Raw genomic sequence first — 17,727 nt, 5'->3', positions numbered from 1 at the left:
AGATGTATGAGCGCTATCTAAAGCATACAAAACTTAAAGATGGGCGCGAAATTGAAAGGAGCTATCGCTTTATGAATATGGATTACGATTTATTTATGCAAGAGATTTTAAAAACAGCACGTGCAGAAATTGAGGCTGCAGGTTATGAGCAATTACGCACACCAGAAGCTGTTGAAGAGGCGTTTGCTCGTCCAGGTATCACATTAGTTATGGTAAATTCAGTATGTGGCTGTGCAGGAGGCATTGCTCGACCAGCAGCAGCTCAATGCGTGCATTACGATAAACGACCAGATCATTTAGTTACTGTATTTGCAGGTCAAGATAAAGAAGCTACAGCAGCTGCTCGTTATCACTTCGGTGAAGACCACCTACCATCTTCTCCATCATTTGTTCTTTTAAAAGATGGACAAGTAGTAGCAGAAGTTGGTCGTTATGAAATTGAAGGCCATGATCCAATGTCAGTAGTGACAAACTTACAAGCAAATTTTGAAGAATATTGTGAAGAGCTTTAATATTTTTCAATAATCTCCATACCTATGCATGGTGAGATAAAAATAGGGTTTAGCTTTTATTTATTTGGCTAGAGTGACTTGTGCACTTTAGTCAAATCCTTTTGGAATTTTTGTAATATTGGCTAAATAAATGTCTTGCTAACTAAAAATTTTTACTAGATAAGATAAGCTTCTAATGAATAACTATTCGTTATGAAAGTTGCAGGATGGGAGGCAGTCGACTTGAAGAAATTTTCAATCGGCTATCGTACATTAAAAACAGCAATCGGGGCAGCTATTGCCATTGCGATTGCGCAGTATTTTGAATTGGCTTCTTATGCTTCAGCTGGTATTCTAACGATCCTATGTGTGCAGCCAACAAAGAAAAAATCACTTCATGCTGCTTATACCCGCTTTGTCGCAAGCATAGTTGGTATGCTGTATGCATTTTTGAGCTTTGAGTTATTTTCTTATCACCCGCTAACTTTGGCAGGAATGCTTGTATTGTTTATACCGACTATTGTGTCGTTAAAGGTAGCAGATGGCTTTGTATCAAGTGCGGTCATTATTATGCATATATACGCTGCTAAGGGCTTTTCGTTAGCACTTGTTACTAATGAGTTTGCTTTGATGGCTATAGGTTATGGTACTGGAATAGCGATAAATATGTATATGCCGGACATTCAAAAGGAATTAAATTACTATAGAGTTAAAATAGAGGAACTATACAGCAAGATTTTTCTGGAAATTGCCAGCTATTTAAGACAAGGCGATACATTGTGGGATGGGCAGGAAATTATTCAAGCTATCAAAACGTTGAATGATGCCAAATCATTAGCTTTTAAAGATGTTGAAAATCATTTTACTCGAAGACAAAATGATTACTATGTATATTTTGATATGCGTGAACAACAGCTTGAAATAATTGAACGAGTACTCCCGAAAATAACTGCACTACCTGTTATAGTACAAGAGGCTGAAATCGTTGCGGACTTCCTACAAGATCTTGGAGAGCATGTCCATTCAGGAAATACTGCAGGTCATTTTAGGGAGAAATTAGAGCTAGCAAAGAGAGATTTTGCCGAATTACCGTTACCGACAAATCATCAAGAGTTTATTGCTCAGGCTGCGCTCTATCAATTCATTGAAGAAATGGATCGTTATTTAGAGATAAAGCAATCATTCAAGGGTTTGAAGGTAAAAGGAAAGCGCCCACAGTAGTGTGGACGCTTCGCACTTTCTTAAACTAGCATTGATAAACCAAATGCAAGAGATGAGATTATCATAATTGCAATCATAGTATAAACAACGATTTTCTGAAATTTTTTATTACTCATATGCTCGTTCGCTCCTTCTTTTCTTATAAATAGTTTAGCAAATCTGAAAAATTTCTCAAGTAGTAGAGTTTTGACAAAAAAATCTGTAAAATAGGGTATGTACCATAACAGAAGGAGATGTCACCATGGAGAAAGTAGACCATATTGGGATTGCAGTGCGCGATCTTGATGAACGCATTACATATTATACAGAAACTTTAGGTTTAAAGTTACTGAAAGTGGAAGAGGTTGAATCTCAGCAAGTTCGTGTTGCATTTATCGACGCTGGCAACGTGAAACTAGAATTACTAGAACCGATGAGCGAAAAAAGTACTATTCACGGATTCATCGAAAAGCGTGGCGAAGGTATTCACCATGTTGCTTTCGGTGTAACAGGAATTCGTGAGCGTATGGCAGAACTTCGTGAAAAAGGTGTGCGCCTTTTATCAGAAGAGCCAGGGCCAGGTGCTGGTGGTGCGGAGGTTGCTTTCTTGCATCCTAAATCATCTTTCGGTGTGCTATATGAATTATGTGATAAAAGTGGAAAAGGGGAAAAGTGATTAGTATGGATATGTTCGATAAAATTAATGACTTATATGATCGTAAGACGGTAATTGAGCTTGGCGGTGGCTATGAACGCATCGAAAAGCAACATGAAAAAGGTAAGCTAACTGCTCGTGAGCGTATTGAATTATTACTAGACGAAGGTACGTTTTTCGAAATTAACCCATTCATTACACACCGTACAGTAGATTTCGGGATGGACAAAATGGAAGGCCCTGGCGACGGCGTTGTAACGGGTTTTGGTAAAATTAACGGACGTCCAGTTTACTTATTCTCTCAAGATTTCACTGTATTTGGTGGAGCACTTGGTGAAATGCACGCTAAAAAAATGGCGACAGTAATGGATCTTGCTGCTAAAAATGGCACGCCGTTCATCGGCATTAACGATTCAGGCGGCGCACGTATTCAAGAGGGTGTACTTTCTCTAGACGGTTACGGACATATCTTCTACCGTAATGCGATTTACTCTGGTGTTATTCCGCAAATCTCAGTAATTATGGGACCTTGTGCAGGTGGAGCAGTTTATTCTCCAGCTATCACAGACTTTATCCTAATGGTTGATAAAACATCTCAAATGTTCATTACTGGACCAAAAGTTATTGAAACAGTAACAGGTGAAAAAATCTCTGCTGAAGACCTTGGTGGCTCTAAAGTGAATAATGCAGTAAGTGGTAACGCTCACTTCCGTGCACCATCTGAAGAAGCAGCCATTGATCAAATTAAACAATTATTAGGTTACTTACCACAAAACAATAAAGAAAAAGCACCTCGTCAAGCACGTCCTGAAGGTGACGATTACCGTCCAGAAATCGTGGATACTGTTCCAATCGAAACAACTCGCCCATACGATGTGCGTAAAGTAGTGGAACAAGTAGTAGACGAAGGTTCATTCATGGAAGTTCACTCTGAATTTGCGAAAAATGTAGTAGTAGGCTTTGCGCGTATTGCAGGTGAATCAGTAGGGCTTGTATGTAACCAACCTAAAGTTTTAGCTGGTGGTCTTGATATCGATTCTTCTGATAAAGCAGCTCGCTTCATCCGTACTTGTGATGCGTACAATGTACCAATTATCACATTTGAAGACGTTTCTGGATTCTTCCCAGGCGTAAAACAAGAGCACGGTGGAATTATCCGTCATGGTGCTAAAATTCTTTATGCATATTCAGAAGCAACTGTACCAAAAATTACAGTAATTTTACGTAAAGCATATGGTGGTGCTTACGTTGCACTTAACTCTAAATCAATTGGCGCTGACCTAGTGTTCTCTTGGCCAAATGCTGAAATTGCGGTAATGGGTGCAGCGGGTGCTGCAAATATTATCTTCGCGCGTGAAATTGCAAAGTCTGAAGATCCAGAAGCAACGCGTGCTGCGAAAATTGAAGAGTATAAAGAGAAGTTTGCCAATCCATACGTGGCAGCATCTCGTGGTATGGTGGATGATGTTATCGATCCACGCGATACACGTATTAAACTTATCCAAGCATTAGATATGCTGTCAAACAAACACGAAACACGTCCAGAGAAAAAACACGGAAACATTCCGCTATAATAATGGACAAACCCAGTAGCCATTTGGTTGCTGGGTTTTTGTATGAATAATAAAACAATAGTCAAAAAAAGAAATTTATAAAATGGCAGATAATTGAAACATTTCTTTCGCTCATCCGTACAAATACAAAAGAGGAGTTGAGATGAATGGAATGGCAACATTTACAGACTGAGCAGGAAAAACTTCAAGGACAGCTAAGAAATGCTAATCGATTAAGAGAGCAAAGGTTTTTAATTGAAGGACAAATCGAGCATGCACAGCAGGAAATTAATAAGCATTCTATTGAACACAATCAAATTCGTATGAAACTTGATAAGCTAGAGGGTTTTTCGTTTATGAATATGTTTCGTACATGGACTGGACAACAAGACGAGTTGCGTGCAGAGAAAGTCGATAAGGCAGCCATTTTGGAATTGAAAATCAATGAAGCGAAAAAAATGCTGAAAGACTTAACTATTGATTTTGAGCAAGTTAATCAAAAGCTCAAGCAAATTAATGAAAAACAACTTCAAGAAGCATTAGACATACTACATATAAAAAAGAAAAACTATCTCCTATTACATGAACCCGAAGTCGCTCAGAAAATAGAACAGCTTGCAAATGAAGAGCTTATAACGAAGCAGTTGATTTCCGAAATAAAAGAAGCGGAAGATGCGGGTGACATTGCGCTTACTAAACTGGGGCAGGCGGCTGCATCACTGCACTCAGCGAGTGGATATTCGACATGGGATACGTTTTTTGGCGGTGGGCTTATCGCCACACATTTAAAGCATGATGCGCTTGATAAAACCGAAAGCTACCTTCATAATGCACAAATTGCTTTGCAACGATTTCATAATGAATTACTTGATGTACAGGATATGTCTACTAAATCTTTGCAAGTTGAAACAGATGGTTTCGTAAAATTTGCAGATTATTTCTTTGATGATATTTTTTCAGCTTGGTCAGTCCATTCAAAAATTTCTACGGCAAGAGAACAAGTATCACGTGTACAGGATGATGTACATAATACAATTAGACGTTTACAGGAAAAACATAATAGAGCACTTGAATATTTGGAAGTACTACAAACAGAAAAGAAAGTGATTTTACAACTATAAAAAAGCTTGTGGAAAGAGTGACGTATACTCTTTTCACAGGCTTTTAGTGATTTATCATACAAATTAAAGAAGTTACTACTAGCGTATTATTCCAACTCTTCAGTCAATGTGCTAAACTAATACATATATTATGACGTGAAAAACACGTAAATCAAGGGAGTTTTACAACATGACAAGTCGTTTAGTAGAAGAGTTTTTTGAGCTCGTACAAATCGATTCAGAGACAAAACACGAACAGCTTATTGCACCAGTTCTAATTGAAAAATTAACAGCACTTGGTTTTTCTGTAGTGCAAGATGATGCACATACTCGCAATGGTCACGGTGCTGGAAATATTATCGCGACATTAAAAGGTTCTTTAAATATAGAGCCAATCTATTTCACTTCCCATATGGATACGGTTGTACCAGGAAAAGGTATTAAACCTTCTCTTCGTGAAGATGGCTATATCGTTTCTGATGGCACAACGATTTTAGGTGCTGACGATAAAGCGGGTCTAGCAGCTATGTTTGAAATGGCAAAACGTTTAAAAGAGCAACAAATTCAACACGGTGACATCCAGTTCATCATTACTGCAGGAGAAGAAAGTGGTCTAGTAGGAGCGAAAGAATTGGATCCTACTGCTATTATCGCAAAATACGGCTTTGCAGTTGACAGTGATGGCAAAGTTGGTGGAATCGTGACAGCAGCGCCATTCCAAGCGAAAATTTTCACGAAAATTATCGGTAAAACAGCGCATGCAGGTGTTGCTCCTGAGAAAGGGGTATCCGCGATTACTGTTGCTTCAAAATGTATTGCACAAATGAAGCTTGGGCGATTGGATGAAGAAACAACAGCGAATATTGGCCGCTTTGAAGGTGGGCAAGCTACAAACATCGTGTGCGATGAAGTGAATATTTTAGCAGAAGCACGTTCAATTGATAAGACGAAGCTAGATGCCCAAACAAAGCATATGCAAGATACGTTTGAGCAAGTTGCAGCTTCAATGGGTGCACGTGCTGAAGTAGAAGTAAAATTAATGTATCCAGGCTTCCGTGTAACAGAGTCGGATAAAGTCGTACAAATAGCTATGGCGGCAGCGCGTAATATTGACCGAACACCTCAATTAGGTATCTCTGGTGGCGGCTCTGATGCTAATATTATTGCAGGTTTTGGTATCCCTACGGTGAACCTATCAGTTGGGTATGAAGATATTCATACAACAAATGAAAAGATTCCTGTAGAAGAATTAGAAAAGCTGGCAGATTTGTTAGTTGAAATCGTTAAAGAAACAGCTAAACACGAGCGCTAAAATAGAAGGAAGTGACCTCATGGAAAGTGTAAAGGCAGTAGTATTTGCATGTGGTACAGAGGAATATGCTGTACCGGTGGAGCAAGCAATATCCATTGAAAAATTAGAGCAAGTAACCCCGATCCCGCATTTACCAAATTATTTACTAGGTTTTACTAGAAATCGAGGAGAACTTATTCCGGTATTAGATTTTGAACGTATTCTTTATAACCGTACATCAAATGCACCGACAGCGCGTGTTATTGTGTTAAATACAGATGTAGTGAACTACGGGCTGCTCGTAACAGAAGCTAGAGAAATTCTCGATTTAGATGAATCTGTTTTAAAGCAAATGGGTCTTGTTAATTATTCAAAAACACGCTATTTTACAGCAGTGGCGAATTTAGAAAATCGTATGATTACTTATGTAGACCCGAAAATACTCGTAAATTCTTTAGAGGGCATTCGAGAAATTATCAATTATTTACACAAAATGCTTGAGAATGAGAAAGAAAACGTAGAAGCCTAAGTAATATATGACGAAATGCAGAAAGATTTTAAAAAATCCCCTCCAACTAACAATGTTGGAGGGGTTTTTATTTGAATTAAGAAAGTCGACCACTATAGTCTTCAAACTTAAATTCACGAATTACTTTTATGCCTTCTTCATCGTTATAAGAAACGATAGATGGCAGGTTTACACCGTTAAACATATGATTTTTTACCATTGAGTAGTGCGCCATATCTGTGAAAACAAGGCGATCTCCTGGTTTTAATGGTTCGTCAAATGAGTAATCACCGATAACATCACCAGCAAGGCATGTAAGCCCGCCTAAGCGATACGTGTGTGCTAGCTCATTTGCTTGTCCTGAACCGATAATCATTGGACGGTAGGGCATTTCAAGCACGTCTGGCATATGACAAGTTGCAGAAGTGTCTAAAATAGCTAAGTCCATCCCGTTTTTCTGAATATCTAGAACCGTTGCTACTAGGTAACCTGTATTTAGTGCCACAGCTTCACCAGGCTCTAAATAAACAAGAAGATTGTATTTATCTTGAATATAATTAATGATATTCACTAGTTTTTCAACATCATAATCTTCACGAGTGATATGGTGACCACCGCCGAAGTTTAGCCATTTCATTTGGTGTAAAACATCACCAAATTTTTCTTCGACAACTTCAATGATACGCTCTAAAGTATCAGAGTTTTGCTCACACATCGCATGGAAGTGTAAGCCATCAATACCGTCAAGTTGAGATTTGTCGAAGTTTGCTAATGTTGTACCAAGACGAGAGTTCGTATAGCAAGGATCGTATAGTGCTGTTTCAATTTCAGAGTACTCAGGATTTACGCGAATACCACATTCAATTGTTTTACCAGCAGCTTTTACTTTGTCCTTGTATTGAGCCCATTGGTTGAAAGAGTTAAAGACGATGTGATCCACATAGCCAAGAAGCTCGTCCATTTCATGCTCTACGTAAGCAGGTGCATAAACATGAACTTCTTTACCCATTTTTTCATAACCAAGACGCGCTTCAAATAGAGAGCTTGATGTAATACCAGCTAAGTATTCACCAACTAAAGGGAATGTTGAATGCATTGAAAACCCTTTAAGTGCAAGTAAAATACGACAGCCAGTACGATCTTGAATAGACTTTAAAAGCTCAAGATTTTTTGTTAAAAGTCGTTCATCCACTACATAAGAAGGTGAAGGAACTTTTGTGAAATCAATTGGTTTCATCGGCTATGTTCCTTCGCATCAATCTCAAGGTCAAGTAATTCTGGATTATGACTTTCTTGCCATGGAAGACCCCATTTATTTAAAGCATCCATGTATGGATCTGGATCGAATTCTTCTACGTTCCAAACGCCAGGCTTTTGCCATTGACCGTTCATAACAAGCATTGCACCAATCATTGCTGGTACGCCTGTAGTGTAAGAAATCGCTTGTGAACCAACTTCGTTATAGCATTCTTCGTGGTCACATACGTTATATACGTAGTAAGTTTTTTCCTTGCCATCTTTTAAACCACGGAAAATACAGCCGATATTTGTTTTACCTTTTGTGCGTGGTCCTAGTGATGCCGGATCTGGTAATACTGCTTTTAAGAAGTGGATTGGCTGAATCATTTGACCTTCGAATTCGATTGGTTCAATTGAAGTCATGCCTACATTTTCTAGTACTTTTAAGTGTGTTAAGTATTTTTCAGAGAATGTCATCCAGAATCGAATTTGCTTTAAACCTTTAATGTTTTTAGCAATTGATTCTAATTCTTCATGATACAGCAAGTAAATATCTTTTGGTCCAATTTCCGGTAAGTTGTAAACTTCTTTTTTCTCAAGTGGTGCTGTTTCAATCCACTCGCCTTCTTTCCAGTAACGACCATTCGCTGTAATTTCACGAATGTTGATTTCTGGATTAAAGTTTGTTGCGAAATGATAACCGTGGTCACCAGCGTTGGCATCTACGATATCGATATAGTGGATTTCGTCGAATTCATGTTTTTGAGCATGCGCAGTGAAAACGCCTGTTACGCCTGGATCAAATCCACTACCAAGTAGCGCAGTTAAGCCAGCTTTTTCAAACTTTTCTTTATAAGCCCATTGCCATTTATATTCAAATTTTGCCGTTTCAGGTGGCTCGTAGTTTGCAGTATCCACATAGTGCACACCTGTCGCTAAGCAAGCATCCATAATCGTTAAGTCTTGATAAGGTAACGCTACGTTAATAACAACATCTGGTCCGAAGCTTTTAATAAGCTCGATTAATTCTTCAGTATTGTCAGCGTCTACCTGTGCAGTATGAATCTTTGTTTTTCCGCCGTCTAGTTTTTCTTTTAGAGCGTCACATTTTGAAACAGTTCTGCTTGCGATACAAATTTCCTCAAATACGTCCGAATTCTGAACACACTTGTGTACCACAACACTGGCTACTCCGCCAGCTCCTATAATCAATGCTTTACCCAATTGTCTACCCCCAAGTTCATATAAAGTATTGTCAAACAAGCTGATTATACAGAAAATTGATATACTACTCAATCATTGTTTTTAAATTTCTACAAAAAAAAATTTTTTTCTACATTTATTAGGCACACTCAGGGGGGAAATACCTAAATTGTGTGAGTGACTGGCACTGAAATTCACAGCGCTTTGCGTGCGCACGTTTTAAGCCACAACGCTCGCTACGCATGGCTTGATACGTCTTACATTACGTGCGTTCTCGCTAGGTCTTCGTAGATTATTCCTTGGATATTTATAAATTGTTTGAGAATTGTGTGAGTGACTGGCACTTAAACTTGACGCTCTTCGTCCCCCCATAAATAGAAAATAATAATTAGTAACGTACTTAATAATCCCATCACGAGGCCATAGGTGCTGAAGGCCACTTGCACTTGACTTTGCAAAGCATAAATGAAAATGGCTCCTAGTATAAGTAAATTGCCCATTATTAGTAATAACAGATGAAAACGTCGATTCATAGCAAGCCCTCCTAAAATGAAATTTACTAGCCCCAAAGATAAAGAAATTTTACTTCAATTATCTCATAATTCAGAAAAATATCCAATTAATAACTATTATTATGATGAAAAACTAGAAATAAAAATTAAGACTATCGTATTTACTCCTAAACTAGCCAAATTGCTAATTATTTTGCTTCAATAATCAGCATGTCGGAAACTAAATGTTTTTGAGAAGTAACAATAGGGTGACAATATGTATATTAAAAAAACGGGTTATTCATGCATTGGTTTTCATGATAATTACTGTTTTTCTCTCTAAAGATGGTAAACTACCTATAAGACTTTTCTTTTGGTGAAGGTGAGGATTATATAGTGATAAAACAATTTAATGAACAAGTACAACAAGTAAATGAATTATTTGTAAATGGTCAAGTAAAAGAAAGCTATAATTTGGCTAAAGCATTATTAGTGGATGAAGCATTTGAAGCAGATGCTTCGTTTCCAACTATTCAACAGCATGTGGCACTTTTAGAGGCAAACGGATATGCCAATATGCCAACACCTAAGGCTGAAAAAATGAAGCAAAGTGTTGAACGTGTTGATGGATCGTATCCTGAGCGTGATGTCCTCGCCGCATATATCGGAAGTCAGGATGATGAGCAATTTGGCAAAGTAGTTGATGAACTATTAGCGGGGTCAATTGAAGCGCAGGCGAATGCATACTATACAATGGCTGAATATTTTGTCCTTGCAGAAGATCCTGATAAAGCAATGGTGCAATATGCGGAGGCTATTAAACTACAGCCCAATCTAGCACTTTACTGGGGAGCATTTGCACAATTTATTAACCGTCTGGAAGCGAGCCCATATTTGGCACTTCGTCTCATTGAAGAGGCGATTCAGCTAGATAGTATGAATCCTCGTTGGTACTATATTCAAGGGAATATCTTTTTCCAGCTAGTGGCATCCACAAAAAATTTAAGCTACATACCTGCATTGGAGGAAGCTTGGCAAAAAGCGCAAAAACGTTGCTCTGCTAAGCAAGTTGAGTTAAAGATTGAAATTGCTAAGTCGGAGGATCTACTTGCTCAATGGAAGAAACAGATGTTGTAAGCAGGAAATAATTTTATACGATAAAAACCACTTCAATTTTTATGCAAAGCACGCTATGTATATTTATAAATTGTTTGGGTGACTGGCACTGAACAAGTATGCGTTCTCGCAGGATATTAAGTAGTTTTTTTACGTGAATTTTTATAAATTGTTTGAGTGACTGGCACTTAGTAATGAATAAATATAAAAAAATAAGCTATTTCTGTATTTTTATGCTAGAATATTTATATAAACGGACGTAAGAAGCTTATTTTATAGCATGAAAGAAGTGTTTGTTTGAGTTTATATGTTGCGTATGTATTAGTTGGACTGGCTATTGCAATGCCTGTTGGAGCCATTACTGTCGAAATGACAAAGCAGGGGTTAAAAAATGGCTTTATACATGGCTGGGCGGTAGGGCTTGGTGGTATGACGGTTGATGTAGTATTAGTTTTTGCCCTTTATATGGGACTGGCTTCTATATTAGCCATGCCGATAATTCAACTGCCAATGTGGATTATTGGAGCCGGTTTTTTGTTTTTACTTGGGCTAGATTCTATTAAAAATGCCGACAAGGATATTACGCTTGCAGGTGAAAAGGTGACAAAGTCATTTTTCGCCTCGTATCTAAATGGGTTGCTAGTGGCTATTTCGCCAGGAAACCTTGTTTTTTGGGTAAATGTATTCGGTGTAGTTCTAGCAAAATCGTATAATCAAGGTGAATCGGCAAGCTTCCTAGTAATCGCTGCTGGAATACTTAGTGGTATTTTACTGCACGACATAGGTTTAATGACAATTGTTTCGGTTACACGTAAGGCGATGAGTCGTAAGATGATTAAAACACTTACAATGATATCAGGAGTCTTATTAATTGGTTTCGCAGGTTATTTCATTTATGAGTTTATTCAAGGAATTAAAATGTACAGATAAAAAGATAAGCATCGACAAAAGGCATTGAGAAGGGGATCTCTCAATGCCTTTTATATTGCAACAAAATACTATCTTCAGAATAAAAAAGACTATAAACGATTCGTCTATAGTCTTTGAAGCTATTATAAGCAATGGTTATGCAGTAATTTCACGATGTTCATGAATGCAAGCTAAAATTTCCTCTGCTACTTGATGGGCCAAAGTTAGTTCAGAAGTAAAGCCGACACATGAACAATTCATTTCCCCTAAAATGTAACAATCTTCACCTGTTTCATTTGTATCAAGCATGAAATCAGCTGTCCAAATAAGTGGTAGGTCGTAATTGCCTAATAAGTTAGTTACAAGTGGTAGTTGTGTTAAAAAGTTTTGTACAAGTTCTTCCCAATCCTCTGGTTTGTCGTAGCGATATTGAGCACCAGAGAAAAGTGTTGCACTAAAGGCATCTTCACTATCGGCTGGTTTTTTATGTACCACGTGAACGGGTTTGTCACGCAACATAAATAAGCGGATTTCACCTTCAGTAATACGTGGAAGGAAACGCATATCAATTAGCATTCCGTTTGTGCCAGTGATGTACTGCTCGCAAAATGTCATGAACTCGCCAAGCTTCCAATACTCAACATGATTATCTTTTGCCTCGGTACATTTGATTTTGGCATCAAGTGGTACTTCTGTAGTACCAGCAGCAAGCGGTTCAACTAACTTTACTAGCCAAATACCTTCGCCAGTTGAGCCTCTGTTTTGCTTTAATACTCGCTCAGTGATCGCAAGGGAGGTAGGGAATTGTGCCTTAAATGCGTCAATTGTGTAATAAGCAAATGTATCATCAGGTACTAAATTTGTAGAGACTAATTTGGATAATACATCTTTCGAACCGTAGCCAATCATTGCATCAGGATGTGGCATGCCAATGACACCAGTTGCACATAAATCACGAAGCATCTCAAAATATTCTTCTTCGTGTTCTAGATTACCAGGGTTAATACGGGATACATAGGCAATGCCATGTTCTTTAACGTACTCAAAAATATCTTCTTTTTTTGTTATATCAAAGAACACTACTTCCGCATCTTGCCCACGTTGTTTAAGTGCATTTACCATCGGCATCGTATCTTGTCTGAAGCCATCGGGTCCCTTATCAGTGCCTCCATGTACTTCGAAGAAAATTACTTTTCTATTCATATACATACCTCCTTATTTTCATGATATTTTTTAGTATACTGGACAAACAAGGAGAAAAGATATATGAAATATGTAAAATTTATATATAAATTCATAGTTGTTATTTTCAATCTAGTAGTTTGTGACTAATAATTTTTGGAATTATCTAATTTTAAAGTAATCTACTAATAAATTGGTTTTTTATCCCAAGTCATGTTGCTTTTTCTGAAATACAGTAAGATATAAAATCATGCATAGAATAAGTAAAGTACCAAGCATTTGGAAGCCTCCAAAGGGAATTTGTAGCCAAAGCACACTTGTTAAAACAGCCGTTAATGGTTCCAGGCTACCAAGTAAGCTTGTTTCCTTTGGTGATAAATAATGCAAACTTGCAATATAGAACCAGAAGGCAAGCATTGTCCCAAAAATAATGATAAAGAAAAAGTAAGCGCTCGTTGCAATGGTCCACGTGGAAAGATCGATATGCCAAGGCTGATAAAAAATGCTCATTACTGAACCCCCAATTAACATTGCCCAACCGACCACAAGTAAAGAATGAAATTGCTGTAAAAGTGGCACAGCATACAATGTATAAAAAGCGACCGAAAGCCCCGATAACACACCCCAAATTACGCTCATCATTGGAACGGAAAGTGTGGAAAAAGAGCCATTCGTCAGCAATAAAGTAGTACCTGTAAGTGTAAGTGTTACTGCAATGCCATCTTGCTTCGTTAATTTGCTATGTCTTTGTATGATATAAAAAGCGATGATGAAAAGAGGGGCTAAATATTGCAGTAAAGTCGCTACAGCAGAATTGCCGATAGCAATTGACATCATGTATGTGTATTGTACAGCAAGCATGCCGAGTAAACTAAACAGAATTTGTCTAAAAGCATCTTTCTTTGTTCGCCACATGACAAAGATGGAGTGTTGGCGATGTGTAATTTTGTAGATGGCAATTAACAGGATACCTGCAAGCAGAAGTCTACTCGAAACGAGCCAACCAACCTCAATTTGTTCTTGTTGGAAAAGTTTTTGCGCGACTGTTCCACCAATTCCCCAAAAGCTTGCACCGAGAATGACAAGAATAAAACCAAAGATATGTTTTTTTTTATTTTGTTGATTCATCACTATAGCAACTCCTAAACTATCAATATAAAGTTATTATAAATACTTATTACAAGACAAAATATCGAATTATATGGTTGAAAATATCAATATATTGAGGTGATAACAATGGCACTAACGCACATTAAAGTAGCGAAGGATTTACAGGAATTAACGTTACATGGCTCGAATGCATTTCCAGTCGCATTATATGAAACGCATTTGCGGGTAGATCGCCGTGATTTTTTACCATTACATTGGCATAAGGAAATTCAATTTGTCTATGTGGTAAGTGGGCGTGTCAAATATCGTGTAGGTGCTGATGTATTAGTACTTGAGGAGGGAGATGGCTTGTTTGTCAACGCAGCATGTTTGCATGAAGCACAGCCTTATAACGTTGAACAGTCGAAGCTCTTTTGTATTAATGTAGATCCTAAATTATTGGGAGGACATGAAGGGAGTATATTGACAGCTAAATATGTGAGTCCATATGTAGAAAATAATAGACTGCCATTTGTAAAGCTTTCTGGAGAGCTTGCGCAAGCTGTTGAAAGAACGGCTCAGCTATTAAAAGACCGAAATGCCTATTTTGAAATTCAGGTGTGGAGAACATTATTATTGATATGGGAATCGATATTAATGCAATCAAAGCTAACAGTAGAAACGATGCAGTCATCTATAATTGTTCAACATGAGCGTGCAAAAGAAATGCTCGATTTTATCCATAGCCATTATCAAGAAAAAATAACGCTTGAAATGTTAGCTGCACATGTTTTTATAAGCAGGGCAGAATGTAGTCGTTTCTTTAAAAAAATTGTTGGCATCACACCTTTTACGTATCTTTTACATTATCGTTTACGAAAAAGTATAGAACTGTTGCGAGATAGTGAGCATACCATCACTTTTATTGCGTCGCTAACTGGCTTTAGTACAGTTAGCTACTATATTGAACGGTTTAAGGAGTATACGGGCTATTCACCGCATGTGTATCGTAAAAATTTTCTAGCACAACAACGTAGTATAGAATGACTGGACAAATCAGTGAACAATCCATGACAAGTTTGAAAATTATTTGCAGTTTGTTTTGTGAAAGGGTTTGCAAATTATACCAAATATTTTAAAGTTATTTATATAGTTAAAAGTAGAATTAGAAGCGATGGTAATCTAAAAGGAGAGATACGACATGATAGCCTTAAAAAAGAAACAAAATATTTGGCTTGTGTTTTTATTAATTGTATTAATTAGTAACTACTCGCTTTATAATACCGGACTTGGTCTGTCCATTTTACCAGCCGAAACAGCAGGCGTTGTAGTCGGTTCATTACTCGATTTTACAATTGTTATACCAGTGTTATTTATGCTTTATAAACGAAAGTTTTCTGTCAAGCAAGCGATTGTTTTAGCCGCTTCAGGCTGTATTGCTGCACGGTTTATTATTCCAATAGATCATTTGCAGCCGTTTGTTGCAGTAACATGGGCTGGATTTGCGATTGAAGGGGCACTACTCGTTATTGAGCTTGTATTTGTTACAACGCTTGTCTACTATATGCCTAAAATTTTAAGGGATGTACGGGTAAGCGCACTACCAGATATTTTCTCTTTTCCGCAAGCTGTTGAAAAACATGCACCTAAGTACCCTATTATTCAATTGCTCTGTACAGATTTACTCGTTCTTTATTACGGTTTTGCAAGTTGGAAGAGGAGAGAACGCGCCGGATTAACTTTGCATAAAAACTCCAGCTATATCGCCTTTCAAATGATGATGATTCATGCAATCGTCATCGAAACAATCGGTATACATTGGTGGCTTCATGACAAATCAATAATATTATCTATCCTATTGTTAATTCTTAATGTATACTCGGTCCTATTTTTCATTGCGGATATGCAGGCAGTTCGCCTAAATCCTATCTATACAACAAATGATTCACTTTATTTATCTTTAGGTTTAATGAAACGAGCAACTATTCGCTTTGCTAATATCGAAAAAATAGAAGATGACCTAGAACGGTTAAAAGAAAAATTATCGAAGGATACTATTGATTTTATCGCACGTGATTTTGGAGAAGCATATCCACAAATCATGCTGAAGATGAAAGAACCTGTGGAAGTAACGTTTATGTTAGGATTTAAAAAAAGTTATAATAACGTGGCGATTAAAGCCGATCAAGTACATGAATTGAGAGAACTACTACAGCAGGGAATGGAAAATAATGAAGGATGATGTTGACAAGCAAGCGCCTCGCACACATTTATGCGAGGCCTTTTTATTTGAATACGCTTATAGGAAATTGTATGTCTGTAAAAATTGCTCGTTTATCTAGATAGCCACCTTTATGTATTGTCATATCAATTGCCATCCGTATACATACGAAGGAACATGAAAATATTACTTTTTATTAGGGAAAATTATATACGAAAAGCTAATAATTGCATCAATTATTAAAATAATGCCCCAAACTTTCATTACTTGTAAAAGGGAAGATGTATCAGTAAGTTCACCGATAAATACGATCATTGCATATAATAAACTAGCACTAATTACGTAGGCAATAACATGTAGACCAAGCATTTTTATTTCATGAATACCTTTTGCTAGTCCTGTTAATCGTTTCTTTTCAATGGGTAGTTTTAAAAACCACTGTTGAAACTTTTCATCTGCCCAAGTAATCATCGTTTTACCATATGCTATGGAGACACCTATATAAACAGCGGCGATACCGTGAGAAATGGAGGCTGGTGTACCCGCTCGCAAGTCCATGGCAGTTAGCAATACTAATAGTAGGTCAATAACAGGTGTAAGAGCAAAAAAGATAATGCTAAGTTTAGGCTTTTTAAAACGGTATCTACAAACCAGCCCTATTAAGATGACAATCCAAAAGGCTATTTCTGCAGTAATAATCCAAGCAATCATAAAATATTCTCCTTATTTAATACAGTTGTATTTAATTAAATTTACCATATGTTTCAATGTAATACATGAGTAAATTGCCCATCTAGTGTTAATTTAGATGGGCAATTGCTTTTAGTATGTCCTCGCTAACAGCCTCCCAAAATTGTTGCTGTACTAAATCATTATATGTATATAGCTCTTTATTTTGTACGTGCCCATAAATTTCAGCAATTGTTTCCTTGTGAAAATGTAGGCGATGATTTAATGCTAGTCGTTCTTCTTCGATACAAAAAATCTTATAAATATCCGCTAGTCGTTCGAGCTTAGCACACTTTTGTTTTGTCGACTCATATTGGACTTGATGAAAACGACCTACTGCCGTATGCATCGAGATTTTTGCACGATGCTCAGCTTGTAATGTTCGATATTCTTCCTGACGTATGGCCAAGCGGTACCAAAATTCATAACGCAGCGGTAAATCCCTTGTTTCATAAGTAAGCAATGAATTTAAAATACTGCTCACTTGTTCATATGGTTCCATGATTTTTTCAGATTCTTTAAATAATCCAAACATTTTGCCACCCCCTGTGTTGTTTAATACTACAGAATAGTATTAAAATCCTTTTAAATTTTTGAGTAATTGACGAATCGCTAATAAACTCAATCAAATCGCTATTAGAACGCTCCTTAACTGATATAAGCAAAGCATGAATTTTCATAAAAAAACAAAAAAGAGCATTTACAAAATGAAAATAGATGTGTTAACTTAATGTTTGTAGTTGGTTAACA

At 37.2% G+C, this 17,727-nt stretch carries 19 protein-coding genes; 11 read left to right on the top strand and 8 right to left on the bottom strand.

What is annotated here, in order from left to right; translation table 11 throughout:
• Positions 1-71 precede the first annotated feature (71 nt).
• Together ACIQXW_RS09830 and ACIQXW_RS09825 are read left to right on the top strand one after the other, a co-directional pair.
• Positions 72-512 carry a BrxA/BrxB family bacilliredoxin gene (locus ACIQXW_RS09830; RefSeq protein WP_340823892.1) on the top strand — a complete coding sequence of 147 codons (441 nt, stop codon included), beginning with the start codon at positions 72-74 and terminating at the stop codon, positions 510-512.
• A gap of 192 nt (positions 513-704) precedes the next feature.
• Complete coding sequence (locus ACIQXW_RS09825; protein ID WP_340823894.1) at positions 705-1,712, top strand: aromatic acid exporter family protein; 1,008 nt, start codon at positions 705-707, stop codon at positions 1,710-1,712.
• A 20-nt stretch (positions 1,713-1,732) separates the two neighbouring features.
• On the opposite strand, the gene prli42 is transcribed toward ACIQXW_RS09825, so the two are convergent.
• On the bottom strand, positions 1,733-1,828 hold the full coding sequence (prli42, locus tag ACIQXW_RS09820) for a stressosome-associated protein Prli42 (RefSeq protein WP_340823895.1): 96 nt from the start codon (positions 1,826-1,828) through the stop codon (positions 1,733-1,735).
• Positions 1,829-1,953: 125 nt separating this feature from the next.
• Between prli42 and mce the strand changes: the two genes are divergently transcribed.
• The 5 genes from mce (at position 1,954) to ACIQXW_RS09795 (ending at position 6,819) form a co-directional block, all read left to right on the top strand.
• The gene (gene mce / locus ACIQXW_RS09815) at positions 1,954-2,367 is read left to right on the top strand and encodes a methylmalonyl-CoA epimerase (RefSeq protein WP_340823896.1); all 414 of its coding nucleotides are present in this window, start codon (positions 1,954-1,956) and stop codon (positions 2,365-2,367) included.
• Between the two features lie 5 nt (positions 2,368-2,372).
• Complete coding sequence (locus ACIQXW_RS09810) at positions 2,373-3,920, top strand: acyl-CoA carboxylase subunit beta (RefSeq protein ID WP_340823898.1); 1,548 nt, start codon at positions 2,373-2,375, stop codon at positions 3,918-3,920.
• A 146-nt stretch (positions 3,921-4,066) separates the two neighbouring features.
• The gene (locus ACIQXW_RS09805) at positions 4,067-5,020 is read left to right on the top strand and encodes a hypothetical protein (RefSeq protein ID WP_402761586.1); all 954 of its coding nucleotides are present in this window, start codon (positions 4,067-4,069) and stop codon (positions 5,018-5,020) included.
• A gap of 169 nt (positions 5,021-5,189) precedes the next feature.
• Positions 5,190-6,311, top strand: a complete 1,122-nt coding sequence (locus ACIQXW_RS09800) for a M20/M25/M40 family metallo-hydrolase (protein ID WP_402761583.1) — start codon at positions 5,190-5,192, stop codon at positions 6,309-6,311.
• Between the two features lie 19 nt (positions 6,312-6,330).
• Positions 6,331-6,819 carry a chemotaxis protein CheW gene (locus tag ACIQXW_RS09795; RefSeq protein ID WP_340823902.1) on the top strand — a complete coding sequence of 163 codons (489 nt, stop codon included), beginning with the start codon at positions 6,331-6,333 and terminating at the stop codon, positions 6,817-6,819.
• Between the two features lie 76 nt (positions 6,820-6,895).
• Here the strand turns inward: ACIQXW_RS09795 and nspC are convergent, their stop codons facing one another.
• The 3 genes from nspC to ACIQXW_RS09780 form a co-directional block, all read right to left on the bottom strand.
• Complete coding sequence (gene nspC / locus ACIQXW_RS09790; RefSeq protein ID WP_340823904.1) at positions 6,896-8,035, bottom strand: carboxynorspermidine decarboxylase; 1,140 nt, start codon at positions 8,033-8,035, stop codon at positions 6,896-6,898.
• Complete coding sequence (locus ACIQXW_RS09785) at positions 8,032-9,261, bottom strand: saccharopine dehydrogenase family protein (RefSeq protein WP_340823905.1); 1,230 nt, start codon at positions 9,259-9,261, stop codon at positions 8,032-8,034. The genes nspC and ACIQXW_RS09785 overlap by 4 nt, the downstream gene beginning before the upstream one ends.
• 323 nt (positions 9,262-9,584) lie before the next feature.
• Complete coding sequence (locus tag ACIQXW_RS09780; protein ID WP_340823907.1) at positions 9,585-9,773, bottom strand: hypothetical protein; 189 nt, start codon at positions 9,771-9,773, stop codon at positions 9,585-9,587.
• Between the two features lie 354 nt (positions 9,774-10,127).
• Here ACIQXW_RS09780 and ACIQXW_RS09775 point away from each other — a divergent pair, with 354 nt between their 5' ends.
• Positions 10,128-10,868 (top strand): tetratricopeptide repeat protein, encoded by a 741-nt coding sequence (locus ACIQXW_RS09775; RefSeq protein ID WP_401017453.1) that lies wholly within the window; start codon positions 10,128-10,130, stop codon positions 10,866-10,868.
• A 276-nt stretch (positions 10,869-11,144) separates the two neighbouring features.
• Entirely contained in the window at positions 11,145-11,777 is a 633-nt protein-coding gene (locus ACIQXW_RS09770) for a LysE family transporter (protein ID WP_340823910.1), read from the top strand.
• 135 nt (positions 11,778-11,912) lie between these two features.
• Here ACIQXW_RS09770 and ACIQXW_RS09765 read toward each other — a convergent pair whose 3' ends face one another.
• Entirely contained in the window at positions 11,913-12,959 is a 1,047-nt protein-coding gene (locus ACIQXW_RS09765) for a Cj0069 family protein (RefSeq protein WP_402761576.1), read from the bottom strand.
• Positions 12,960-13,139: 180 nt separating this feature from the next.
• The gene (locus ACIQXW_RS09760) at positions 13,140-14,066 is read right to left on the bottom strand and encodes a DMT family transporter (protein WP_340823913.1); all 927 of its coding nucleotides are present in this window, start codon (positions 14,064-14,066) and stop codon (positions 13,140-13,142) included.
• A gap of 108 nt (positions 14,067-14,174) precedes the next feature.
• Here ACIQXW_RS09760 and ACIQXW_RS09755 point away from each other — a divergent pair, with 108 nt between their 5' ends.
• Together ACIQXW_RS09755 and ACIQXW_RS09750 are read left to right on the top strand one after the other, a co-directional pair.
• Positions 14,175-15,074: an AraC family transcriptional regulator gene (locus ACIQXW_RS09755; protein WP_402761573.1), complete on the top strand. Its 900-nt coding sequence runs from the start codon at positions 14,175-14,177 to the stop codon at positions 15,072-15,074.
• A gap of 154 nt (positions 15,075-15,228) precedes the next feature.
• Positions 15,229-16,269, top strand: coding sequence for a beta-carotene 15,15'-monooxygenase (locus tag ACIQXW_RS09750; protein ID WP_402761570.1), 1,041 nt, complete (start codon positions 15,229-15,231; stop codon positions 16,267-16,269).
• Positions 16,270-16,434: 165 nt separating this feature from the next.
• Here ACIQXW_RS09750 and ACIQXW_RS09745 read toward each other — a convergent pair whose 3' ends face one another.
• Positions 16,435-16,959, bottom strand: coding sequence for a hypothetical protein (locus tag ACIQXW_RS09745; protein WP_402761568.1), 525 nt, complete (start codon positions 16,957-16,959; stop codon positions 16,435-16,437).
• Between the two features lie 88 nt (positions 16,960-17,047).
• The gene (locus tag ACIQXW_RS09740) at positions 17,048-17,512 is read right to left on the bottom strand and encodes a hypothetical protein (protein WP_402761565.1); all 465 of its coding nucleotides are present in this window, start codon (positions 17,510-17,512) and stop codon (positions 17,048-17,050) included.
• Positions 17,513-17,727 lie beyond the last annotated feature (215 nt).

The sequence above is a fragment of the Lysinibacillus sp. NPDC097162 genome (assembly GCF_044762185.1).
In the GTDB taxonomy this organism is placed as follows: Bacteria; Bacillota; Bacilli; order Bacillales_A; family Planococcaceae; genus Lysinibacillus.
The sequence above is the reverse complement of the archived record's forward strand: the minus strand, read 5'-3'. Positions and strand labels throughout refer to the sequence as shown.